Annotated in this window: 19 protein-coding genes and 1 tRNA gene; 7 read left to right on the plus strand and 13 right to left on the minus strand. The window is 55.9% G+C overall.

The features are described 5' to 3' along the window. Positions 1 to 101: 101 nt before the first annotated feature. Together ACKFR8_RS05590 and ACKFR8_RS05595 are read right to left on the minus strand one after the other, a co-directional pair. Positions 102 to 887: a GT-D fold domain-containing glycosyltransferase gene (locus ACKFR8_RS05590; RefSeq protein ID WP_408930829.1), complete on the minus strand. Its 786-nt coding sequence runs from the start codon at positions 885 to 887 to the stop codon at positions 102 to 104. Continuing rightward, positions 888 to 2,471 carry a hypothetical protein gene (locus ACKFR8_RS05595; RefSeq protein WP_408930830.1) on the minus strand — a complete coding sequence of 528 codons (1,584 nt, stop codon included), beginning with the start codon at positions 2,469 to 2,471 and terminating at the stop codon, positions 888 to 890. A gap of 233 nt (positions 2,472 to 2,704) precedes the next feature. On the opposite strand from ACKFR8_RS05595, the gene ACKFR8_RS05600 reads away from it, so the two are divergent. Both ACKFR8_RS05600 and ACKFR8_RS05605 read left to right on the plus strand, forming a co-directional pair. Beyond that, positions 2,705 to 3,580, plus strand: coding sequence for an ABC transporter permease (locus ACKFR8_RS05600; RefSeq protein WP_408930831.1), 876 nt, complete (start codon positions 2,705 to 2,707; stop codon positions 3,578 to 3,580). Then, positions 3,564 to 4,385: an ABC transporter ATP-binding protein gene (locus tag ACKFR8_RS05605; RefSeq protein ID WP_408930832.1), complete on the plus strand. Its 822-nt coding sequence runs from the start codon at positions 3,564 to 3,566 to the stop codon at positions 4,383 to 4,385. Before ACKFR8_RS05600 ends, ACKFR8_RS05605 begins: the two co-directional genes overlap by 17 nt. An 888-nt stretch (positions 4,386 to 5,273) precedes the next feature. Here ACKFR8_RS05605 and ACKFR8_RS05610 read toward each other — a convergent pair. From ACKFR8_RS05610 to ACKFR8_RS05630, 5 genes are all read right to left on the minus strand, one after another. Then, positions 5,274 to 7,982: a glycosyltransferase gene (locus tag ACKFR8_RS05610; protein WP_408930833.1), complete on the minus strand. Its 2,709-nt coding sequence runs from the start codon at positions 7,980 to 7,982 to the stop codon at positions 5,274 to 5,276. A gap of 66 nt (positions 7,983 to 8,048) precedes the next feature. Continuing rightward, the gene (locus ACKFR8_RS05615) at positions 8,049 to 8,735 is read right to left on the minus strand and encodes a hypothetical protein (RefSeq protein WP_408930834.1); all 687 of its coding nucleotides are present in this window, start codon (positions 8,733 to 8,735) and stop codon (positions 8,049 to 8,051) included. A gap of 310 nt (positions 8,736 to 9,045) precedes the next feature. Further along, entirely contained in the window at positions 9,046 to 10,281 is a 1,236-nt protein-coding gene (locus tag ACKFR8_RS05620; protein ID WP_408930835.1) for a nucleotide sugar dehydrogenase, read from the minus strand. A 97-nt stretch (positions 10,282 to 10,378) separates the two neighbouring features. Further along, a complete protein-coding gene (locus tag ACKFR8_RS05625) occupies positions 10,379 to 11,905 on the minus strand; it encodes a glycosyltransferase family 4 protein (protein WP_408930836.1) in 1,527 nt (508 codons plus the stop codon). Between the two features lie 3 nt (positions 11,906 to 11,908). After that, entirely contained in the window at positions 11,909 to 13,210 is a 1,302-nt protein-coding gene (locus ACKFR8_RS05630; RefSeq protein ID WP_408930995.1) for a glycosyltransferase family 4 protein, read from the minus strand. A gap of 301 nt (positions 13,211 to 13,511) precedes the next feature. Between ACKFR8_RS05630 and ACKFR8_RS05635 the strand changes: the two genes are divergently transcribed. Next, positions 13,512 to 13,584: transfer RNA gene (locus ACKFR8_RS05635), tRNA-Asn, on the plus strand. Between the two features lie 152 nt (positions 13,585 to 13,736). Next, positions 13,737 to 15,362 carry a histidine-type phosphatase gene (locus ACKFR8_RS05640; protein ID WP_408930837.1) on the plus strand — a complete coding sequence of 542 codons (1,626 nt, stop codon included), beginning with the start codon at positions 13,737 to 13,739 and terminating at the stop codon, positions 15,360 to 15,362. A gap of 45 nt (positions 15,363 to 15,407) precedes the next feature. Here the strand turns inward: ACKFR8_RS05640 and ACKFR8_RS05645 are convergent, their stop codons facing one another. The 4 genes from ACKFR8_RS05645 to ACKFR8_RS05660 form a co-directional block, all read right to left on the minus strand. Beyond that, positions 15,408 to 16,070 carry a DUF1707 SHOCT-like domain-containing protein gene (locus ACKFR8_RS05645; protein ID WP_408930838.1) on the minus strand — a complete coding sequence of 221 codons (663 nt, stop codon included), beginning with the start codon at positions 16,068 to 16,070 and terminating at the stop codon, positions 15,408 to 15,410. Between the two features lie 56 nt (positions 16,071 to 16,126). Continuing rightward, positions 16,127 to 17,284, minus strand: coding sequence for a non-hydrolyzing UDP-N-acetylglucosamine 2-epimerase (gene wecB, locus ACKFR8_RS05650; RefSeq protein ID WP_408930839.1), 1,158 nt, complete (start codon positions 17,282 to 17,284; stop codon positions 16,127 to 16,129). A gap of 130 nt (positions 17,285 to 17,414) precedes the next feature. Further along, positions 17,415 to 18,629 (minus strand): acid phosphatase, encoded by a 1,215-nt coding sequence (locus tag ACKFR8_RS05655; protein WP_408930996.1) that lies wholly within the window; start codon positions 18,627 to 18,629, stop codon positions 17,415 to 17,417. Positions 18,630 to 18,771: 142 nt separating this feature from the next. After that, positions 18,772 to 18,909 (minus strand): hypothetical protein, encoded by a 138-nt coding sequence (locus ACKFR8_RS05660; RefSeq protein WP_408930840.1) that lies wholly within the window; start codon positions 18,907 to 18,909, stop codon positions 18,772 to 18,774. A 172-nt stretch (positions 18,910 to 19,081) separates the two neighbouring features. Here ACKFR8_RS05660 and ACKFR8_RS05665 point away from each other — a divergent pair, with 172 nt between their 5' ends. Next, positions 19,082 to 19,366: a hypothetical protein gene (locus ACKFR8_RS05665; RefSeq protein ID WP_408930841.1), complete on the plus strand. Its 285-nt coding sequence runs from the start codon at positions 19,082 to 19,084 to the stop codon at positions 19,364 to 19,366. Positions 19,367 to 19,395: 29 nt separating this feature from the next. On the opposite strand, the gene dnaG is transcribed toward ACKFR8_RS05665, so the two are convergent. Further along, a complete protein-coding gene (dnaG, locus tag ACKFR8_RS05670; RefSeq protein WP_408930842.1) occupies positions 19,396 to 21,321 on the minus strand; it encodes a DNA primase in 1,926 nt (641 codons plus the stop codon). Positions 21,322 to 21,476: 155 nt separating this feature from the next. Between dnaG and ACKFR8_RS05675 the strand changes: the two genes are divergently transcribed. Together ACKFR8_RS05675 and ACKFR8_RS05680 are read left to right on the plus strand one after the other, a co-directional pair. Next, on the plus strand, positions 21,477 to 21,947 hold the full coding sequence (locus ACKFR8_RS05675) for a ribonuclease domain-containing protein (RefSeq protein ID WP_408930843.1): 471 nt from the start codon (positions 21,477 to 21,479) through the stop codon (positions 21,945 to 21,947). Between the two features lie 3 nt (positions 21,948 to 21,950). Next, a complete protein-coding gene (locus ACKFR8_RS05680) occupies positions 21,951 to 22,184 on the plus strand; it encodes a hypothetical protein (protein ID WP_408930844.1) in 234 nt (77 codons plus the stop codon). Here the strand turns inward: ACKFR8_RS05680 and ACKFR8_RS05685 are convergent. Then, the gene (locus ACKFR8_RS05685; protein ID WP_408930845.1) at positions 22,181 to 23,455 is read right to left on the minus strand and encodes a deoxyguanosinetriphosphate triphosphohydrolase; all 1,275 of its coding nucleotides are present in this window, start codon (positions 23,453 to 23,455) and stop codon (positions 22,181 to 22,183) included. The genes ACKFR8_RS05680 and ACKFR8_RS05685 overlap by 4 nt on opposite strands. Between the last annotated feature and the right edge of the window lie 11 nt (positions 23,456 to 23,466).

Raw genomic sequence — 23,466 nt, forward strand, 5'->3', positions numbered from 1 at the left:
AGATTCAAGTAAAATTACCTGTGAGCTCAATGGCAAGTCGCCGATAGGACTATAGCCTTATCCCACTCATGACACAATTCACACTGTCAAGTTCGAAGCCACTATTTCGGGGCCGAAGGAGCAATTCTGGGAAGCTTCTCCGGGGTGGGCCCGCCGTTAAAGACATTGTTGTAGCAATTTGAAATATGCCCAACATCAAGGGCTTGGACACCGGACTCTGAAAGCTTGGATGCCAAGACAGTAGCCGCTGCTCCCAATGAAATAAGAACCAACGAGTCTTTCCGCCCCCGTAACTCACTGACAAGTCTAGGAATGTCTTTATAGGCGTTAACAGGTTCGGATTCTAGGAGTTCGACCTTCTTTACATTGTCAAACAACTCGGGAACAAGCTCGAACCTAGACCGTCGCCCGGCGACGACTACTACTTTTCTTCCGTCCCAAACTGACCGCCACGCGTCCACGAGTCCTTGCTTCTCTTTCCAGAACGCAGCCGAACGAGTTACGTAGGCAGATCCATATACTGTCGGTTTTTGAGGCACTAGCTCCCGCATGTGCGGCCACACCTCCACGAACACCTTGTCCCAATGCTCGTTTCGCCAGAACGGCGACATACCGACTAGCAGACCATCATTAAGATTTAGAAGGATCTTGTCGAGCTCTTTCCGAAGGATTGAACTATTCTCTTGAAATCCAAGGTTAAAGTCAGCTTTGGACGCAAGCAACATTTCACCGTCACCGAATCGGGCGAAACTCAAGCCCTCATCACGAATTTTTGCGAGAGTTTCTTGGTAGCCTAACGTGCTTTGGCCAATCCAAGAGTCAAATTCGTTCCTCCACCGTTTTGCCAAGGAACTGTCCTGCGGAAAATACTCTTCACTTTTGGGCATCTAGATTTTCCCTCCGGAAATAGAATGGTTGGGGTTGCTCAATCGCTCAACTTCTCCGTACAAAATGACAGTTGTCACAAATCCTAAAACTGGGGCAAACTGCTGATTGCCTTTTAATATTTCGGCAATGCATTCATCGGCCTTGTCCAAGAAGGTAGGTGGAAGCAGCCCAATTACCTTCGGCTTAGCACGATAATACATTTCTGCTAACCGATCATGCTGTCGAGTTTCTAGATTTGGAGAACGCCCTGGAATTTCGGAAGGGGCTCCATGTACTTGGCCGCCTTGAATGTATTGCTGTCTGATGGAAACTCTAGTCAGTGCCGACTTTTGCTCACTTGTCCAATTCTTGCTGGGCTTATCGAATTCAAATTCTGCCAGTTCAGGATCAAGACTGAACATCGCATCCGCATAAAACTGCGAGCGCTCGATAGCCGTAATCGGCAACAAGGTCGCAGCTTGGTAAAGAGCACGAGAACTAAGCGGAGATAAGGCCGCCCCCCTCAACGCTGGTCGGCCGCCGTGGATACGATTGCGGAATAAGCTGTAATGGCGGACCCGAAGATCACCGTCATCCGGAACCTCAGCTAGGGAATCAAGCGCAGCCGCTTCAAGCCCCTTGATCGCATCGTCCGAAATCCATTCAGTTCGGCTAGCTTTCATTTCATCCCCCAAGGAGGAGTTCTTATATATAAGGCGATACGCCGGCGAACAACCGTTTAAGGCAATCTCACCGCTAGACGGCAGAACCGGGTAGAACGTGCTATACACTCCCAAGTCATTGAGTCTCCAAAGCTCTAATGCATAGTCAACATCTGCTTCTACCCTCTTCTTGGCTGGCTTATTCAAAGCAATGCCGTATCGCTTCGCAATTTTGGTAGCGACTGCATAGTCTTGCTTCCAGCCCACCTGGCTCTTGAAGCGAACAGCCGCATCAAGATCGATATCACTGCCGGCGGCATTTACCAACGCTCCCAAAATAAGCCGAGAGTCTTGGCCGCCAGTAATATCACTCGAAACAGGCATCTCAGACTTCAAAAGGGTCCGCAGTCTCGAACACATTTCTTCAAGAGCGAACTGAAGTCCATCACTGTAACTCATGTTTGCCGCTGACGGAGCTAGACTCAAGACCTCAAGACGCTTATTACGATCGATCTCCAATTTTTGCTCCGCAGGAACTAAAGATATCTCCTTGAATACAGTGCGGAACGAGGACAACTGACCACCTATCATCGCGTTTCCACGCAGGAACCAAGACTGCAGCTGCGTGAAATCCTTCGTCAGGGACCAACCTGAGCTCGCTGCGTAGTCTGCTAATCCCATCATCGACCTACCAACGGCCCAATTGTTTCCGGAACGGTATAGGTAGACTTTTCCAAACCCAAAAAAATCAGTTCCAATAGAGATTTTTTCTGAGCCGGGAAGCACAGCGACGTATGCTCCATCTTCCCCCAACTCTAGCTGGGGGGCTTCACGGCTCTCTCCATCGCAAAAATAGAGGTCCGCCCCGACCCACGCGTACCCGAAACACGCTTTTCCTGGCAACGGAAGATTCGACGCAGCTAGCACAAGGTTGTCTCTCATACCCAGATACTATCGCACGATAACTACTTTTCCATTAGGAACCGCACATCGCAAAGTCGGAACTTCAGTTGAGCAGGTATTTACCGACTGGCGTCGAGTACGCTGCTATCGTAATTGGAAGGGCGCGCACAGCCCGACGAATAACGGGACAAGGGTAGAGTTCTACGAAGACCTTAAACAACATGCCAAGGTCTTGGCCCCATACTGCCAACTGGAATGAGTTCTAACAAACGATGAAGGAATCAGAAGACCGGCAAACAGTCCTCAATCTAGTGGACGCCACGGGACTCCGAGATCTTAACGCAAGATTTAGTTTCGTTAGCTATTGCACCAAACTATGGCAGAGAAGGAGCTTCATCAACGCTGATGCCCGTAGCCGCGCCCTAAGTTCCGGGCGCGAAACTTTCTTGGGCAACGTTTGGATCCTCCTCAATCCCCTGCTGCAAGTGCTCTTGTATGTACTCGTCTTCGGCATTGTTCTAAAGACCAACCGAGGCATTGAAAATTTTGTCGGCTTCCTGGTTATTGGAGTGACCTTCTTTGGCTTTATCACGCAGGGCCTTACCTCGGGTTCGGGTCTCCTTCAGTCGTCGAAATCTATGATTACTAGCTTTAGCTTTCCAAAGGCCGCAGTACCTCTCTCGAGGTCACTAAGAAACTGCTACGACACCATTGTTCCAGCACTAGTAGCAGTCGTTATCGCATTGGCATTCGAACCTAGCTTCAGAATCTCATGGACGCTCCTACTAACGGTACCCATTTTCGGACTAATGACGATTTTCTCAACGGGCCTAATGTTGATCGCCGCGAGAATGACAGCGTTCATCCCAGACACAAAGAGCCTTTTTAATTTGGTTAATAGAGGGCTCTTTTTCTTATCAGGAATCTTCTTCTCGGTCGAACGATTTAACGGCCATGTCTTCGTACAAAACGTAATGACATACAACCCGGTGTATCAGTACTTGACGGCCATGCGCGAGGTGGTTATGTCCCAAACTTCGCCTTCACTCGGCAACTGGGTGTATATCACACTGTGGGCTTTTGCAACTTTCATCCTCGGTTTGGTCTACTTTTGGGGAGGAGAAGAACGATATGTTAACCATCTCTAATCCAACCATTGTAGCTAGAAACGTAACCAAAGAGTACCGTTCTCGCAAGACCCTATTTGGCAAGTCGCCAGCACCGGTTACCGCTCTTGACGACGTATCCCTTGTGGCTTCCAAAGGAGAGTCCATCGGTCTAATCGGCAAGAACGGTTCCGGAAAATCGACACTTCTGAAGCTTATTGCCGGTGGCGAAAGACCAACTACCGGCGAAGTACGAGTGTCTTCTCAGCCGACATTGCTCGGAGTCTCGGCTGCCTTGCAATCCCAACTATCCGGTATGAAGAACATTGAACTGGGCCTCTTAGCCATGGGACTTTCTCGGTCCCAAGTAAGAGAGCTTTCACCTCAGGTTGCTGAGTGGTCCGACATTGGTGAAGCGATTGAGCGTCCAATGAAGACATACTCCAGTGGTATGCAATCAAGGCTTAAGTTTGCTATTTCTACCGCCGTGAGACAGGAAATTCTGCTGGTAGACGAGGCTCTCTCAACAGGTGACGCAACGTTTAAGCAGAAGGCCCAGGAGAGAATGGAGAGTTTTATTGAAGGCGCCGGTACGGTTTTTCTTGTAGCCCACTCTTCAAGGACGATTGCACAATACTGTTCTCGGGCCATTTGGCTACACAAAGGTCAAATCATCAATGACGGACCGTGCGAGGTAGTGAACCGCCAGTACGACCACTGGAGTCGACTTGTGTCCATGCGGGAATACGGAAAAGCAAGTGGCTTCATAGTCCGAATGAAGCGCGAGAATCCCCAGAACAGAATTCTATTTGATACAGAAGCAGCAAAATTTATGAAAGCCGAATAAAGTCAAGGAAGTTGGCCTCCAAGCTGTATTCACGAAATTTCATTTCTAAAGACGTTTTATTCTATACTTTGAGCTCGTATCCCCTACCATGTCGCCCCCTTCCCGCATCAGCACGAAATTTTCAATGCATAGCATTTGCCTGATGGTGCACTGTCCCATTTTCGAAGGTATTTGGTAGCTGCTCAGCTATTTTAGCCGAGCGGCAATCTGACCGATTTTTCCTCATATTGACTAGATTCGGGTCAGCCCTGAGTTGACCTCGCAATAATGCAGCTATTTGGTTTCACCCCGACCACAAACGTCGATTTGGAGCATCTCGTACCACGGGCCCGCGTAGTTGGTAGCAGCGTACTTAGTTCTGCTAGGGACCTTCCTTCATAGTGCATATCGGCGGAAAACAACTCCATGTGCCCCTCACAATCAGATGCCGCTTACTGGGTTGGCACACTCTCAGACAGCGTCGGAGCCGATTCAGCCGTATGCCGCCTCAACAACGGCCTATGAATGAATATCGGAGACTCCGAAACGTGCAAAACTACCGCCCTAGTAGAGGCGGGCGAATGAAACAAATGGGCGAGTCGACGCACCTCGGCCCAGTACCAACGACCCAGAACACGTCCGTACCAAATCCCCAGAAGACTGGTTTCCAAACCTCGCATCTGACATGCTACTTCCTCCAATTGCTCCTCGTTCAAACGTTTAAAATCGAAAGCTGCAGAGCGCTACTGTCTAGCTCACCAGCGACGGAATTTAAATTCAGACCAAAACATAAAAAGTTGAGTTTAAGAACGACTACAGTAGTCGCCCCAAAACTCAACTTCTAAACGCTAGCTGAAACAGCGAGCTGACTGGCACGAGCGAGTTAAACTCAAGCAAACGCTCCTACATTCACTGTGCGCTCTGTTCCCCGGGTTGAGCGTAACGATGCAGTCGCTGGGCAAAGGAATCAATTGAGTACATCTCTTCGACCTTCTGACGGCCCTTTTCAACCTGTTCCTTATAGAGGTCCGGATTTCGCCAGTAGCGGTCGACTATGGCAGCTACTTCCTCCGGGCTACCGTAAACAGCACCATCGCCAAAATTCTTCTCCATATATGGCGGAAGAATTACTAAGCACCCGTGGGCCATAGCTTCAACAATCGACATGCCAAAGGACTCGGTGAGTTTGTCAGAGTGGAAGTAGGCCCAAAAGTCCACTCCCTTTAGGAACTCGTCTACTGGCACCTCGTCGAAGTCAAGAACCTCAGCTCCTTGTCGCAAGAGTCCTTGAGCTCCCTTGGACAGGTCAGTAATTCCACCCATTAGGCGAACATCGAACTTCTCATTTGCCGTGTAAGCTTTTTCTAGGTCCGCCTTCTTCGACGGCCACTTCAAGGCAGAATCTCGCGAGTGCCGCCCGAGAATCGGCTTGGAATTGAAGTCTGGGACGTGCACAAAGTTCTCGCTAACCGGCTGGGTAAATCCAGGCCAAAGCTCGTCTTCAAGTTCGCTCTTTCGAGTGACTCCCGTAGCCAGAGCAAAAGTCACGCCACTCTCGGCGTGGAAGTGCGGCTCCAAGCCAAACAATTTAACCGCGTTTTTCTTAACGTCTTCCAGGTCATAGGTGGCGCCTTTTCCACCCTTCAAAATCGGGGGATGATTTACAACAATATGAAGATGCTCTGCCCTAACGTTGGTAGAAAGACTATCCGCATACTGCAGGACAGAAGGATGTCGAACAACTAGTAGTGGCGTGGTAACCCGGTCATCCAGTGTCAAAACTTCAACGTTCTCGTGAAGCGCTACCTGCGTGGTGCGCTTAGTTACAGCAGGCTTTCCAGCGTTCAGAGGCGATGCCAAAAGGAGCATTCCAACCCGCAAGCCTTGATCTGCTGCAGCCTCGACCTCATTGAGTGTCAGCTGGGACGTTCCCCCGGGGAAGGCAAAATCGGTAGCGAAGATAACGTCGAACTTACCGTGGTCCTTCTTCCGATCGGGATCGATCATGTTCAACGGGTGTGCGAATTCAACATCCGCCCAAGACACATCCGGAGCTTTGTCCTCAAACGCATAACCATAAGAAGACTGGTAGAAAGTTCTCGCTGGATCGATGTAGCCACGAGAAATTTCGCCAGCAGTCAAGGAATGACTATGCGCACGGATGAACGCAAGTGGAACGCTCAAAACTGCAGGGATTGGCTTTCCGGTAGCGGCAACGACGCGGTCGCGGAACTCAGCGTCCGCAGACCGATTAATCGGATCAAAATCGCCAAAGTCTGAAAATACAGAGGCCCTGTACATAAGAGAGCCAAAGTACGGCTGATTGAAAACTGGATTATTGTTAATTCGAGTGAAAGCCAGTTCCTCCGTCGCTCGTGCATGGTAGATAATATTGCCGAGAGCGTCAGGAGTAGACATCAAATGCCCGACCTGAACTTGGATCTTTTCGGGGTGAGACCAGTCGTCATCGTCGTGGACTGTTACGAACTCTCCCTTGGCTACCTTTAGCGCAGTATTGCGTGCTTCATACGCTCCCTTATTCGTCCCCTGGTAAATCACCTTTACCTCAGGGTACTCTGCGCAAATTTCCTTCAGAGTTTCAAGGTGTTCGTCATCAGAACCATCATCAATCACGATGATCTCTAGATTCTTCCAAGTCTGTTGCACAAGGGACTTCAGCGCCGTGCCAATCAGGGATCCTCTATTGTAGGTCGGTACAAACACCGTTACGAGGGGCCCCTCGACCGTCCGAGCCTCAATTGTGGATTCAATAGAATCAAAAGGAGTCCTACCACTAGTAGGCTCAACTCTGATTGGGCTCAACCCGTCACGCGCGAAGACTGTATTGATTGACTCAGCCCAATTGTCCCAATTCGGCTCGTCAACTAAAGCACGGGCATTGGCGGTTAGTAGCGCTGTCTGCACGGGATCTTTGCGCCCTTGCGGAGAGTCCCGAAACTCTCTATGGGCCGCGCCTGCTCGTCCAAGCCCAGTCAGAACCTCCGCATAAATGTAGTAGTCAGTCTTACCGAGAGCCTTGGCGCCATGCATTCGCTTGACTGCGTTGAAAATCACTTCCGAGTCTTCAAGATCCCCGTAGCTCAAGCGTTGATTTGCAACAATCCGCGCCAAAGCAAGCAAAAACTTCCGGTTCCATGCTTTTGGTACTCGCGCATTCTCAAGCTTTCCAGCTCGGAGAGCGCGCAAAATCCGAAGGACATCGGCATAGTCATATTGGAGAGACGTTGCCGACCTCGCAAACACATCGCGCATATCCTTGCTGCGAGTACGGAGCGCAAAATGCTCCAGCTTGCCCGGAGCCTTTTGAATTCGCTCGGCATATTCAAACTTCGGCCCCACTCCCCCTGCAAAGATACGCGGGTCTACCGAGTTAGCGAAAGGGTGAACCTTTGGCTGCGCCGATTTATTACCAGTGTGCACCTTGGGATCAACGGGCGTCTCAATTATCACTTCATTGTTTGAAACGCTATCCCCTTTAAGCTCCCGATAAGCGGCACGAAGTCGATTGCGAGAGCCAGCAAGTTGAGGAGCGACCTTCAAAATTTCTTTCTTGGCTCTCCTCTTCGCCTTTACAGTCAATTCGCGGCGATTTTGCACTGGGAAACCTTTCATTTACAGAGAACTCGAACCATCTAAGCATACCAACCCTTCTGACATCAGTCACTAGGGTTTAGTTCCTCGATGCAAGAGATTCATCAGTTGTTCATAGACGATGTCAACGTCGTACCTTTCTCGGACCCATTCGATTGCACTATTATCCGGACACTCAGATGAGTGAACGATTCTTTCGGCCATCTCCTCTATAGAATCGCATATCCAATCCGATGGGTATAGCTCTTCGCTGCCCTCCCATCTAAAAATGGTTGGCGTCGCACCGGATGCTGCGCCTTCTGCAAGTCCTAGGTGAAATGATTCGTAGTCACTCATTGAAATGATGTTTCCAACACCTTTGTAGAAGCTCGGCATGTCCGAGCTAAAGCCCGAGAATTGTACTGCTTTAGACTCCAATAGTTGCTCGCCACGCATCCGCACGGTTTGCCTTTGGAAGAAGTCAACTTCCTCTTCTCGGAGCATCAGCCATTTAAGCTCCTCTGGCTTCTTTCCTTTAAGAATTAGGCGATACTCTGGCTCCCGTTCCCTGAGAGCAGCAATCAAATCCAAAGCCCTATCAAGCCGCTTTGCCATCGGAACATATCCCACCATGGCTACTGTCTTCTCGGCGCTCCGATCTTTAGGCAACGCAAGTCGGTGCGTATTGACAGCGTTGGGAATCACCAATGAGTTGTGCTCATCCACCATCCCTTTTCGCAACGCCGTTCTTCTAACATGCTCAGATACAAAGATGAACATGTCGACTTTGTCCTTCGGCACTTTCGCTAGGTATCCACCACGGACTTCTTGAGCGTGGACACGTACAAGTAGAAGCTGCCCTGGCCGTTTATTGCGCCCATACCAAACCGCGTTGCCCAAGCCCCATTCACAAAAGATTACGTCCGCACGTTGCAGTTGGTACATCGAATGCAACCAATTGTGCCTAGAGTGTCGGAACCACCTATCTATTGAAACATTCCATCCCTGCGAACGTACGGAACTGATGAAATTGTCCAAAAACTTAAAATCATGTCCCGCAAATAGTATGTTTTTCCGCGTCATACTTCCTCTAGTTAAAAATACCAGCTAAGTCCATAAAGTAAGGAGAAGCTTCAACTGAAGCGAGCGGGCCACGGAAAGCATCATGAGCTACTAAACAGATGACACAATCATCACTTCTAACGCTTGGAACGGTTGAAGTAAAAGTACAGTTCGGAATCATCGAAAGGTCTTGGTCAACATGACTCACATGGGGATCAACCAAAACAAACTCAATCGCGGGAAATTCTAAGGCTAGACTTGTTGCTACTACAACGGCGGGGGATTCCCTTACATCGCCCACATTGGGCTTGAAGCTCAGTCCAAAGAGGTAAACCTTTTGAGGTTTAATTTCCTCAAAGTGATTCAAAACCTTTTTAACCGTCCGTGTCGGCTGATAATCATTAACCGATCTTGCCGTCGCAATAAGCTTCGCGTTTTCCGGGTCAGCGGAAACGATAAACCAAGGATCCACCGCAATGCAATGCCCACCAACACCAATTCCTGGCCGCAGAATGTTAACCCTCGGATGTTCGTTGGCGAGCTTGATTACTTCACGAGCATCCACGCCAAAACTATCTGAAATGGTCGCAAGTTCATTGGCAAAAGCAATGTTTACGTCTCGGTATGCATTCTCCGCCAGCTTTGCTAACTCAGCAGCTTCGGCACTGGTTTCAAACACTTGCCCCGAAGTCACGTGCCTATAGTATTCAGCTGCGTGAGCCGTTGCTGAAGGGGTCAATCCGCCGACCACACGCGGATTTGATTCGAATTCACGAACTATAGCCCCCGGAAGCACTCTCTCGGGACAGTGCGCAAACTCTATGGCTTTTTCGATACTTAAGTCAGGGCGGATTTCATAGACAAGGCTTTCCACTTTGGCCGTAGTCCCCGGCGGAACAGTAGACTCCAAGATGACAAGATCCCCGGACCTAAGCACTGGTGCAATGCTTCTTACTGCACTGCTAATGAAAGAAAAATCTAGCTGTCTGTCCTGAGAAATCGGCGTGGGAACAGCGATAATGTGAACTTCCGCTTCATTAGCGTTACTTCCTGCTACTAGACTGCCGCTTTCATAGGCCTTGGTAAACTCTTCAAACAAGCCCGGTTCGTCGATATGAAGCGTTCCGGAATTGATCGCTTCAACCTTATCTAAATCTCGTTCGACACCTCTGACGGCAAAGCCCGCGTTGGCAAACATAACGGCAGTAGGCAATCCGATATAACCTAAACCGACTATCGATATGCGGCTACCTCGTACTTGCAAAATGCTCCCATCTTTCTTGTCTCAACTAGCGGGTTTCAAACTGCGCTGTTAGCGAGCGAAGCCAACGAACTCTGAGTCTTATACTCTACAACTTAGACTAATTAGGTTCAGAACCCCTCAAGATCGCGCTATACCGCTCACCGTTTGCCTCCCAGCTCCTTGACTCGAGCCAATCCTTCGGAGCGATAGGAGCATCACCCTCGAGTGCAGTAAGAATTCCTTCTGCAAGGGCACTTGGGTCCTCTGGCCTGACAAATACAGCGTACCCACCGGTCACCTCTCTCAGTGCCGGCAAATCTGAAACCACCACTGGAACACCTAGGGCCTGCGCATTCGTAGCCTTAATTGGCGTCACACGCCGGCATACCGCTGTATCTCGTCTTGGAACAGTAAAGACGTCGAGAGCCTCATACCAAGCCAGCGCTTCGTCCTGCGACTTACGTCCTGGGAACACTAGCCGATCTGCAAGTCCCAGCGTCTCAGCCAAAGACTTAATCGAGGCCAGAGATTCTCCGTCTCCGACAACTACCCCGCAAACGTTTGTTGGTAGATACTTTAAAGCGCGGACTAGATTATCGAGACCTTCATACCCAACAACCGAAGTTACCGACCCCACATACACTCTATCTACTTCTAGTCCAAGTTTCTGACGTGCATCTGTCTTTGCAAAATCGCGCTCTAGTAGAGCTCTGTCAATCCCGTTAGGTATGACCCAAATCTTTTGACTATCGATGCCACGATCTACCAATCCTTCTTTCGATACCTCGCTCAAAGTAATTACGCGTGAGGCCATTCTCATTGCCTCCTCTTCGTTCTTCCTAGCCGAGCAGTAGTAGTCGGACTCTAGAGCGAGGTGCTGGTCCTCGTTTGAGTGCTTGGATACCCAAGTCTCTTCAAGTTCCCCTCTCACCTCATAAGTCCAAGGAATACCTACAGCTTCTGCAGCCAATGAAACTACCTCAGCGTTTTCGAAGCCTGTTGTCGTTTGGAGGACATCGATGTTTAGCTCCAGACACAGGTCGACTAGTGCACGAACCGCATCACGCTTTTGCCTACCCTTTGAAAACGAAATGCAGCCAGGAACTAAACGATAGAAATCTACTCCACCAATTGAGTCACGCTGGGAAAAGCTAAGAACCCCGATTGACAATGGGTAATTGTAGCGAGTTGCTGCAAAGACTTCGATTTTGGAAGTTCTCTGACAATCGATGACCCGGCTGGACCGCTCGGTGTAACCCGAACGCGTAAAAGGCGAGCTATTCGTAAAATAGTGAAGTACGCGAATTTCACCCGACTTATTTACAATTTCTCGCGATTCTGCAATGTGACAATCCAGCAGTTCAAGTCGCCTTATCAGCCGGTATCTTTCCCAATACCCGATTGGGTGGATCAGAGAAACTTTTGCCGCTCGTTCTTCCGCAGCAGCGAAAAGCCGAAGATCTTCTAGGTGCGCAGTTTCGGGAGAAGAGCTACTTAAACTTCTGAATATCTTTTCGAAACTGACCTTCTTGATTAGAGGAAAGTTCTTCCCAGAAAAAAATCTGTCAGCTTTCCGTCCCAGCGATACTGGATCAAGAATTAGTTCAGTCACCATCAGGACGGCAAAGTTTGCTAGCCTCATCATTTCTTACAAAGACTCCAAAAGGTCGTATAGCTTTTTGGGCGAGTTGACTTCTCTTTCATGCTGAAGCCATAGTCTCGCACTATCGGAGATTTCAAGCTTTCCGGGGTCTTCGACCAATTCACACCACAAGGAAGCCAGCTGTTCGGGATTCTCTGGCTCGACAACATCACCAGCCTCTAGCTGTTTAATGAGTGCCGCAGCTTCCCCTCGCACTACTCCAGTAATATGCTTGCCAATTTCGAAGAATTCGAAAGTTTTCGAGGGCACTGCATACTCCAGACCTTTCCAGTCTGACAGGTGGACAAGAAGGGTATCTGCCCAACTATATAATGCCCCCAATTCGTCCGCCGGTCTGCGATCCAAAATAGAAACGTCTGCGGGGCTTTTTCTAACTAAGTCTTCAAGCTCAGGTCGTGCAGCGCCTGCACCAATGAGTCGCAACTCAACATTCACGCCTCGTTCTAGCGCCATTTCTGCAGCCAAGATTGTATTCTCTAGGCCTTGCGCTCGACCCAATGTACCAGCATAGAGAACCTTTAGCCCCGCAACTCGCTTCGAGTTTCCGCAACAAGAACTCACCGATCGTCGCTCTGTTTCATCTGCAACGTCGCTTCTTACCGGGAAGACATTTCGAAGCACTGTAACTGGTTTCGGTTGAGCCCGATTATGCACTAGCCGTTGCCGCATTTCCTTTGCAAAAAGACCAGAAGTAACCATTAACGCCGCAGCGTGATTCAGCGAGTAGTCAATGGCTTTAGCAGTCAAGAAGCTAATAAACTGGAGCGGCCCTTTTCTGAGCACTCGCTCTCTAAACGACCTTCGGCCCAACCCCTTGTTCCATTTATCCACTTCATTTAGTAAATCAGGCCAAGCATCGCGCAAATCGATAACATATGGCAAATTTAGGCTTTTCGCTCCCAGCATCGCAACTACTGCCGTAGGCAATGCAGGTACCGTTCCGATCACAACGTCCGGTCGGAACGACTTGATCTCTTTCCTCTTTGAAATAAATGTGAGCAATGATCCCAACGCAGCAACAGCTTGACTTATAGCTCGCATCGTCAATGAGTGCCCTGCGGGAAGGTAGAAGCACCTAAAAATCTTTTCGCCACTTGGACCAACCTCGACACTGTCCGAACTATTAAAGAGTTTGCCTATCCACGTCTTAAACGAGATCTTGCGCGCGTAGTGTGGAGGAGGGGCAATGACCAAAACCTGGTGACCTTTTCGGGTTAAGAGCTCGCTTAACCAAGTCCACCGCCTCTGAGGCACCCCATTCTCCGGGGCCCAGTACTGAGATACCACTACGATTCGCAAATTTAATTAGCCTTCCGCTTCCCAGGACACTTGGGAACGCACACAGGGTCAACAGTCCGATTATTCTGCCGTTCTAGAATTCGGAGCGTCTCTACGTACCAGCTACAGCCAGTTCCTGTCCTCAAGCGACTCACTTACCGTACTTACCCTAGCTTTGAAGAACGATTCAAACGAATCACTTGCACACTTTCCCTTCTTGAACAGGCGATTTGTGCACGAACAGAGTTGACCTATATAGTTACTTCTCGTTGCAGCGAGCAGCATTGACTGCCTTGCAACCCACACATATTCCTCCATAGCTCAGTTGGCAGAGCATTCGACTGTTAATCGAAGGGTCACTGGTTCGAGCCCAGTTGGAGGAGCAAAATTAGCCGCCTGTTCTCAGGCGGTTTTTGCGTTTTGCAGTGAGTCTGCGGAGCCCCCTACTGTTCACGGTTTCGCAACCTCCGCGCAAAGTTCTTCTTCTACCGTGGTGTGGTCTCCTATCCACCGTTTCTCACGAAGGACTTTTCTCATGCGTATTCGTGCTCTCGCCGTCGCTACTGCTGTTGCTTGTGCCGTCACCCCGGTGCCCGCACTGGCGGCTGATGGCTCCACCTACTACTCCACCAAGCAGCACTATGAGCCGCAGGGCTCCGAGTATGCCTCGGCCCCGGAGGGTTTCCACCAGATTTATACGTCCTCTGTGGGCCGCCACGGCTCCCGCGGGCTGTCCGGATTCAAGTACGACGACTTGGCGCAGCAGATGCTCACCTATGCCCAGGAGCATGGTCAGCTCACCGAGTTGGGTGTGAAGCTTATCCCGCAGGTCGAGGCCATGATCACCGTGAACAAGGAACTGGCCGGCGGCATCGGTCAAGAGCCCGGTTACGGCAACTTGACGGTAGTGGGCCGTGAGGAGCTGCAGGGTGTGGGCGAGCGCAATGCCCAGCGCAACGCCGCACTGTTGGAGGATATTGACAAGGAGAACCTCAAGGTCAAGTACATCTCCTCCGGGGCGGACCGGGCCAATGACTCAGGGTGGAGCTTTGGCCAGGCGTGGCTGGAAGAGGAGCCCGAGCTCGCAGACAACCTAGTAGATGGCATGAAGGACGGCCACGTCAGCATTGAGACGCGTACGGACCTCATGCACGCGCACAAGGACAAGAATTCGCCGTCCTATGAGAAGTATTCCGAGTGGAAGGACTCCGATGTACTGGAGGCCAAGGTGGATGAAGCCTACGCCAAGCCGGCCTCTCAGAACGCGTCGCGCACCCTTTTGCGCAAGATCTTCACCGAGGACTTCATCGCGGGTCTAGAGGATGGTTCCATCAGCTTTGTGGGGCGCGAGAACAAGGAGAAGTCGGTGGAGGGCATCGTGGATGCGGCGCTGCAGTTCTACAACCTCTACATCATTGCTCCGGCCCTGGCACACGAGGCCAAGACGCCGGCCGAAGGCTGGAATCTTGACCAGTACATGGATGATGCCAGCGGCCCGACGTTTGCCTACCTGCTCGACGTGGAGGACTACTACGAGAAGGGACCGGCTATTGCGGGGCAGACGGTGTCCTACGACAACTACGAGCCGCTGCTGAAGCACATGATTCAAGGTGTCAAGGACCGTGCAGCAGGCGGCGACGTGGCCGCCGAGTATCGCTTCGGGCACGCGGAGACCATCATCCCGCTTGCAGCGCTGCTCAAGCTTCCGGGCTCTGAGAAGGGCACGCCTGCCGGTGAGTTGTACTCCTGGGAGAACTCCGACTGGCGTGGCGACACGGTCTCCCCCATGGGCGCAAACATCCAATGGGATGCCTTCCAGAACGAGCGCGGAGACACCCTGGTGCGCATGCTCTACAACGAGAAGGAGATTGCCTTCCACGACGGCTGCGAGCCCATCGAAGAGGACTCGACGTTCTACACCCTCGACGAGCTGGAGGCCTGCCTGCCGCTGGGGGCAACCTCGGATCACTCCAAGGCACACCTTGAGCAGCCGAAGCACCAGCAGGGCTCGGACTCCAGCTCCCTGTCCTCCAGCGCCACCATCTGGGGCATCATCGCCGGTTTGATCGGTGCTATCGCTCTCGCCGCGGGAGCGGTCACCACCTATGAGCCGCAGATTCGGGCTCTGGCTAAGCAGTTCGGCATTCCCCTGCCCTTCTAGCCCCTTCTAACCGGCCTAGGCCGCCGACACCTGTGTTGTGGCGGCCTAGCGCTTGGTCACGTGCACGTCCACGCCCCCGAAGAGGCTGAAGCAGTTCACCACAATTTCGGGGGCGCTGGTGGGAAGGTCAGCGGGGTCAATCGCGCCGCCTTCAATGTGGATGTCGTGTCCGCCGAAGAGGCCGAAGCCATTCACGCGAACGCGGAAGCCTTCGGGCACCCACACATCTACCCCTCCGAACGCGGCCACAGCCTGGATGGTGGTGATGTTCTCTTTGAGGGCTGCACCGCGCAGGTCCACGTCGATGCCGCCGAAGACGCCTAGCGTGGTGTGGTGGGAGGCAATCGGGGTGCCGCGGACTGTGGTGCCGCCGAAGAGGCCGACGGAGAGGCTCTGCGCGCCGTGGACGGAAGGATCGACCTGTGCCAGCGAGCGCTGCACCGGTGTTGCTGCTGCCTCGCTGCTCTCGGTGAGCTCCTGTGCGGCACGTGGTGCCACTTCGGAGGTGCCGACGAGGATCCTGTCAGGGTCTTCCACCAGGTCCGCGAGGAGGTCGACGAGCTCGCCGCGCGTGGTAGCCGCCGTGCAGGCGGCGGAGCGCTCATCGAATTCTGCAACCTTGAGCTGCCCCACCGACAAGGCATCCGCCAAGACCTGTGAGGCCGTCAGTCGCTGCGTGTCCGTGCACTTAATATCCCGTGTTCCCATGCCCCTTATTCTACGCTGCGCGCTGGGGTTTTACCGGGGCTATGGGCCGGGGTGATTTAGGACTCCGCGGAAGGATCGAAATCCGGCAGGCGCTCGCCCACGCCGAGGAGTTCCGCGATGGCGGCGACCGCGCGGGCTGCGCCCTTGCCGTCGCCGTAGGGGTTCACGGCGTTGGCCATGGAGTGGTACGCAACGTCGTCATCAAGCAACAGCTTGGCCTCTGCCACGATGAGGCTGCGGTTGGTGCCCACCAGCTTCACCGTGCCGGCCACAACGGCCTCCGGGCGCTCGGTGTTCTGGCGCATGACCAGCACCGGCTTGCCCAGCGCCGGGGCCTCCTCCTGGACTCCGCCGGAATCGGTGAGGATGATGGTGGCTCGGTCCTGCAGCTTGGTGAACTGGTCGTACGGCAGCGGGTCCGTGATGATGACGTTGGGCAGGGACTCCACCTCCGGGAGCACGGCCTCGCGCACCTTGGGGTTTAGGTGCAGCGGCAGCGCGAAGTTGATGTCCGGGTAGGCCTCCGCCAGGTCCTTGACGGCGCCGCCAATTTCCTTCATCGCCTCGAGGTTCTCGCGACGGTGGGTGGTGACCACGACGAGGCGCTTGTCGGAGGCAGCGGCCTCCTGCAGTACGGGATCCTGGAACTCGGTGTCCCAGCTAGCCGCCTCCAGCAGGGCGTCAATGACGGTGTTGCCGGTGACCGCAATGTCCTTAGAGCGCACGTTCTCACGGCGCAGGTTCTCCATCGAGCCGGAGGTCGGCGCCAGGTGCAGCTCCGCGACCTGGCCGATGAGCTTGCGGTTAGCCTCCTCCGGGAACGGCGAGTGGATGTCACCGGTGCGCAGGCCAGCCTCCAGGTGCACAATCTTCACGCCGCGGTGGAAGCCTGCCAGGGCTGCGGCCATGGCAGTGGAGGTATCGCCTTGGACAATAAGCGCATCGGGTGCCACCTTTGCGATGGCGTCGTCGAGCCCCTGAATGGCACGGGAAACCAACTGGTTGAGGGATTGATCCTTTTTCATGAGATGGAGGTCTAACACAGGCTTAATGCCGAACATGCCGTTTACTTGATCCAGCATCTCTTTGTGCTGCCCCGTAGAAATAGCCACCGACTCAAATCGTTCATCACCATCAAGAGCCTTGATGACTGGAGCCACCTTGATCGCCTCTGGCCTTGTGCCATAGACGGTCAAAATCTTCGGTCGGCGCATTGTTCTCCTTGAAGAGAGGGAGTCGAATTAGACCAATACTTTCATGCCAAGAGCATCTCCGTGGCAGAACTCAATTGTTTCGACAGGATAGGGATTCGAAAAGCCAGTATATTAATCCGCCCCGCGATTCTTACGCAGTCACACGCACAGTCCCGTCTTCATCCACACTCACCTGCGCCCCCAGCGCCCGCACCAGGTTGATGCGCTGCCAGGAGCCGCTGTTGCCCTGCCAGTCCAGTGGTGTGCCCGCCTTGGTGGCGGTCTGGCGCAGGACCTCGGCGCGCTGCTCATAAGAGAGCTCCGGGTGGGCGGACGCGAGCAGGACCGGGGCGGCCTGGGGCACAATCATGGGGGCGTCGGGATGGTAGACGGTGGCCATGTCGTAGTCCGCCAGCGGGGCGTAGCGCTGAGCGGCCTCCTCTGCGGTGGCGTAGGAGGTGCCGGCTGCGGTCTGCTCCGCGGCCAGGGTGGCGATGTCCTTGCCGGTGCGCCACTGGATCTCCGCACGGATTTCGGCGGCGGCCTGGTCCAGGGCGTCGCGCATGCGCGGGTCGTTGAGGCGGTCGGCGGCCGCAGCCAGGCCGGTCATGCGCCCGCCCACGACGTCGAGGGGCGAGTGCACGCCCATGACCACGCGGTGGTTGCCGGCCTCCGCGCCGCGCAAGGCTAACTGTGGGCCAAACTCCGGGAGCATGTAGGCCATGAGCGTGGTGACCCACACTGCCTGGTTGGTGTGGCCGGAGGGGAAGGCCGGGGAATCCAGGTAGTAGTCCTTCTTACCGTCGTTGTAGCGGTGGATGCGGTCCGGGGCCTGCTGGAAAGGACGCGCGGCGCGGAAGTAGTACTTCTCCGCAAAGGTGGAGCTGGCCAGGCCCCCGGCGCGCGCCAGGTAGCCGTTACCGAGCAGGTACTCGGTCTTGGGCAGGCGGTGCTCCGCCAGGGAGTCACGGAAGGCGCGGCCCATCTCCGGCCCCAGGGCGTCGGAGACGGCTTCCATCACGCCGGCGGTATCCGCGGCGGCGTCGTGCTGCGCTCGGGCGATAAGCTGCGGATCGCCCGCGGCGGCATTGTTGACCGCCACCGCCTTGTCCAGGTCTTGGGCCATGAGGTCAGGGCGCTTCTGCACATCGTCGTAAAGCCGCACCACTTCCCAGTACACGCCGTACTGGTAGGAGGAGACATCGGAAGGAAAGCCGGCGATGTAGTCCGTGGTAAACGGGGTGGGCTGCGGGGCGCCGGCGTGCTGCTGCGGGGCGTCACCGATGCTGGAGCCGGTCATGGGCTCCACCAGGGCTGGGACGGTGAAGGGCAGCTCGGCCGCGTGTGCCGTCGCAAAGCTGGGCATGACGGTGGGGGCGCACAGTAGGGAGGCGCTGAGTGCCGCGGAAAGGGTGATTCTCCGGGCACTGGCGGAATCGCGGAGGGAATGAAGCATAAAGTAGGTCTTACACAACCTAAGTGGCCGGCGGGTTACAACGCGGTAAACGCTAGTCCTCCGCAGTGACAACGTCACTGGAATCCCCGGAGGCCAGCGCGCGGGCCTCCCCCGGCGCCAGGCTGGCGGTGAGCAGTGCCGCCATGGCCACGGCCGCCGGCACCGCGTGAGAAAGCTTCGAAGTATCCACGTATTTAACCTAACGTGACACACGCCGCAGCGGAAGTGCTTCGGTCACATTCGGTTGCCTCTCCCCGCCTGCCCTGTGCAGGCGCGCGAAAGACAGGTAGGGTGTGTGGGAGTGTTGTACGCGTTGCGCCGGCGCCACATGCCGGCTGTGAGAAGGGGATGACGGGTTACCCATGTACCAGTTTGTTATCGGTGCCGCCGCCGGATACGTCTTTGGAACCAAGGCCGGGCGCAAGCGCTACCACCAGATCAAGGGCGCCTACGAAAAGGCCGTGAACTCCCCGGTGACCAAGTCCGCGGTGAAGTCCGCGCGCAAGGCCGTGGCCAACCGCTTGGACCCGGAGCCGCGGATGCGCGAGCTCAAGGATTACAACAAGGGGAACCGCGGCAAGCGTGGCACCAAAGGTGCCACGGATGGAATGAAGGCGGACCGCATCTACGAGCCGGACGAGGATTAGAGCCCTCGCTGGGGCGTGAGTTATCTGAGTCATCGGGGTCCGCGGAAGGCGCGGTCATTGAGCTCGCGGCGGGCTTGCTCAAGGGCCACGAGGTCGGCGAAGAGTGAGTTATAGGACTCTTCGTCATCGGAGGGGCGCATGCGGCCCAGTTGGGCTTTGAGTTGGGCTACCTGGTCGCCCACGCGGGTTTCCTGCAGCCGGGAGAGCACAGAATCGGCGTAGGCCTCCAGATCGTTTGCGGGGTTGCCGCTCTCCCCTAGCTTGATGGGCTCCACTGCGAGCTCGGAGACGAAGTTGCGGGCGGTGAGATCGAGCATCTCGCCTGCCACCGCGGCCAGCCACTCCACCTCCGGCATGGCCGCGCCGGCCGTCACCCCACCCAGGGTGGCGATGGCACGGCGGACGGTGCGGTAGGCCTCGTTGGAGTAGGCGTCCTCCGGGATGCCGTCGAAGTAGCTGCCCGCCACCTGCGGGTACTGCAGGGCCAGCTTGAGGGCCTCGCGCTGCGGCCACAGGTGCGGCTCCCGCGGGCCCGGGATGTGCATCACCGGGGCGTTAGCCTGCGCGGGCGCAGAGGTCTCCTGCAGGCTGGCAAAGCGCGGGCGCTCCTGCTTCTTGGGCTTCCGGGCCTCCTGGCGGACCTGGTAGAGCACCTCTTCCGGGTCGGGCCAGCCCACCCAGCCGGCCAGGCGGCGGGCGTATTCGCGCTGCAGCGGCTGGTCTCGGATCTGGGCCACCACCGGCACCGCGCGGCGCAGGGCCTGCAGGCGCCCCTCGGCCGAGTCGATGCTAAAACTCGAGATCACGGAGCGGATGACGAACTCGAACATGGGGATACGGTCCGCCACCAGGTCCCGCACCGCGGCATCCCCGCGCTCCAGGCGGAGATCGCACGGATCCATGCCATCAGGGGCCACAGAGACAAAGGATTGGCCGGTGAACTTCTGCTCGCCTTCAAAGGCACGCAGGGCGGCCTTCTGGCCGGCCTCATCACCGTCGAAGGTGTAGATGAGCTCGCCATGGAAGTAGGAATCATCCAGCATGAGGCGGCGCAGCACCTGGAGGTGATCCCCGCCGAAGGCGGTGCCACAGGAGGCCACAGCAGTCTTCACCCCGGCCGCATACATAGCCATGACATCCGTGTAGCCCTCCACCACCACTGCCTGGTGCTGCTCGGCGATGTTGCGCTTGGCCAGATCCAGGCCGAAGAGCACCTTGGACTTGTGATAGAGCATGGTTTCGGGCGTGTTCATGTACTTGCCCAACTTGTCATCGTCGAAAAGCTTGCGTGCGCCGAAGCCGATGACGTTGCCGGAAAGATCCTTGATAGGCCACAGCAGACGCCGGTGGAAACGGTCAATGGGTCCGCGCTTGCCCATCTTGGAAATGCCGGCGGCCTCCAGCTCCTCAAAGGAAAAGCCCATGCGCAGAAGGTGCTTGGTGGCGGTGTCCCAGCCCTCGGGCGCATAGCCGCACTCGAAGTCATAAATAATTTCTTTGGAGAATCCACGGTCCAGCAGGAACTCACGAGCAGCGGCTGCCTGCGGGGTCTCCAGCTGCTGGCGGTAGAACTCGTGGGCGGCCTTGTTGGCGGCGATGAGCCGCTGGCGGGTACCCGGCTTCTCATCGCGCGCTCCCGTGCTGCCACCCTGGTAATTGATGTGGTACCCAATCTTCTGGGCCACCGCCTCCACGGCCTCCGGGAAGGAGACCTGCTCCATCTCCATGAGGAAGCTAAACACGTCCCCGCCCTTGCCGGTGGAGAAGCAGTGATAATAGCCGCGCTGCGGGCGCACGTGGAAGGACGGGGTCTTCTCATCCTTAAAGGGGCTCAAGCCCTTGAGCGAGTCATAGCCGGCGGGCTTGAGCTGCACGTACTCGCCCACGATTTCTTCCAAAGGCGCGCGTTCACGGATTGCCTGGATATCGCTCTCCGGAATTCTGCCTCGTGCCATGCGTACAGACTACCCCGCCCGCCGGACACTCAGGTACCCACTCTCGGGGTTGGACCATTCCCAGGTAACAACACCTCGCTGACGTGGGTTTTTCATTTCACAGTACGGGCGGACGGGATTTCATTTTCGTCCCCATACCTGCAATGATGTAGGGCATGGCCAAGTCTTCGCCCACAAGGAAGTCGCTGCCGGCACTCATCGGCGGCGCCGTTCTCGTCCTCGTCGCCGGCTACTTCGGCATCGACTTAGGTGATGGCTCGGGGGACCAGGGGGACGTCGGCAAGCACGGCAACCCCGACTCCCTGTCCACCTGCACCATGGACTCCCTGCCGCGGGAGGCTGCGGACACGACGGCGGACATCCTGGCGGGCGGACCGTACGAGTACCCGGACAATGACAACGCCCGCTTCGGCAACTACGAGGGCCGGCTGCCGCAGGAATCCCGAGACTATTACCGCGAGTACACCGTGGATACCCCGGGGCTGGACCACCGCGGCGCCAAGCGCATCATCACCGGCGGCGGCAGCGAGACCGACCCCGATGTCTGGTACTACACCGACGATCACTACGAGAGTTTCTGCAGCATCCCCGATGCCGAGCAGAAGGCGCAGAAGGCGGAGAGCTAACACATGGAACGCATTTTGATCACGGAAGAGATCCGCACCCGCGAGGACTTCTTCGGCGCATTAGGCCGCCTGCACGGCTGCGACGTGTCCGCGCCGCGCAACCTCGATGACCTGGCGGACTTCCTGCGCCAGGAGCACATCCGGACCATCGTGGCCTCCAACATGGAGCTGGCGGCGGAAGACTACACGCGCATCGCCACCGTCTTGCAGGACCAGGGCGTGCGCCTAGCCCGCTAACTGAGGAAACCGAAGAGCTCCGCGCTGCGCTGCGCCAGGCGCTCCAGGCGGGACTCCGTCATGGACGCGATCTGGTCAATGATGGCGCGGTCCCGCTCTAGGTCCGTCTCCGCCTGGGTCCACCACAGGGCGAAGGTGGCATCCAGGGAGCCCGGCGCGCCGGCCACCAGGTAGTCGTAGACGCGGTAGATGCGCTCGCGCTGGCGGTCCTGGCGGGCCAGGTGGGCGGGCTCATCCATGACGTAGAGAACGGCGATGGTTTTCAGCAGGGTGACCTCGGCAACCGCACCCGGTGGCACCACTAGGTCGCCGTGCATGCGGCCCAGCGCCCCTGCATTGGCCGCGTGGGTAGCGGTCACGGTGGCGCCCACGTAGCGTCCGACGAGCTCCGAGGTCATCTTCTTCAAGTTGGCGTAGTCCCGCAGCGAGTAGTCGAAGCTGCCGATGGCATTAATGACATCCAGCTGGCGCAGGCGGTCCGCGGCCTCCAGCAGCTCGTCGGCCGTGCCGCCAAAGGCCTTCGCGCCCTTGTCCGCCAGCTGGGCCAGCTCCACCAGATCCCACAGCACGCCTAGTGAAATGCGGCGGGAGATGATGCCATCCTCCACGTCGTGCACGGAGTAGGCAATGTCGTCCGACCAGTCCATGACCTGCGCCTCCATGGACTTGCGGTCGTCGTCGTGGCCCTGGCGCAGCCACGCCAAGAGGTCGGCGTCCTCGTCGTAGGCGCCGTACTTGCGGCGCGCGGAGCCATCGGGCGCGGTCTTGGTCCACGGGTACTTGCAGGCGGCGTCGAGGGAAGCGCGGGTGAGGTTAAGCCCGAAGCTGGTCAGCCCGCGCGGACCTTCTTGGACCACCTTCGGCTCCAGGCGGGTAAGGATGCGCAGGGTCTGCGCGTTGCCTTCGAAGCCGCCCTGGGCTACCTCGTTGAGGGCGTTCTCGCCGTTGTGGCCGTAAGGAGGGTGGCCAATGTCGTGGGTCAGGCCGGCCATGTCGCACAGGTCCGGGTCCAGGCCCAGGCCGGTGCCGATGCTGCGCGCAATCTGGCTGACCTCGAGGGAGTGGGTCAGGCGGGTGCGCGGGGTATCGCCGTCGCGCGGTCCGACGACCTGTGTCTTATCCGCTAGACGGCGCAGGGCCGCGGAGTGGAGCACGCGGGCGCGGTCGCGGGAGAAGACCCCGCGGTGTTCCTCAGTGGTGAGTAGGGCCGAGCCCTTCGGCGTTTCGGGGGCCAAGCGGGCGACGTCGTCGGCGGAATAGGAGTAGCTCACGCTTGTCCAGT

The organism is Corynebacterium axilliensis (assembly GCF_046097495.1).
In the GTDB taxonomy this organism is placed as follows: domain Bacteria; phylum Actinomycetota; class Actinomycetes; order Mycobacteriales; family Mycobacteriaceae; genus Corynebacterium.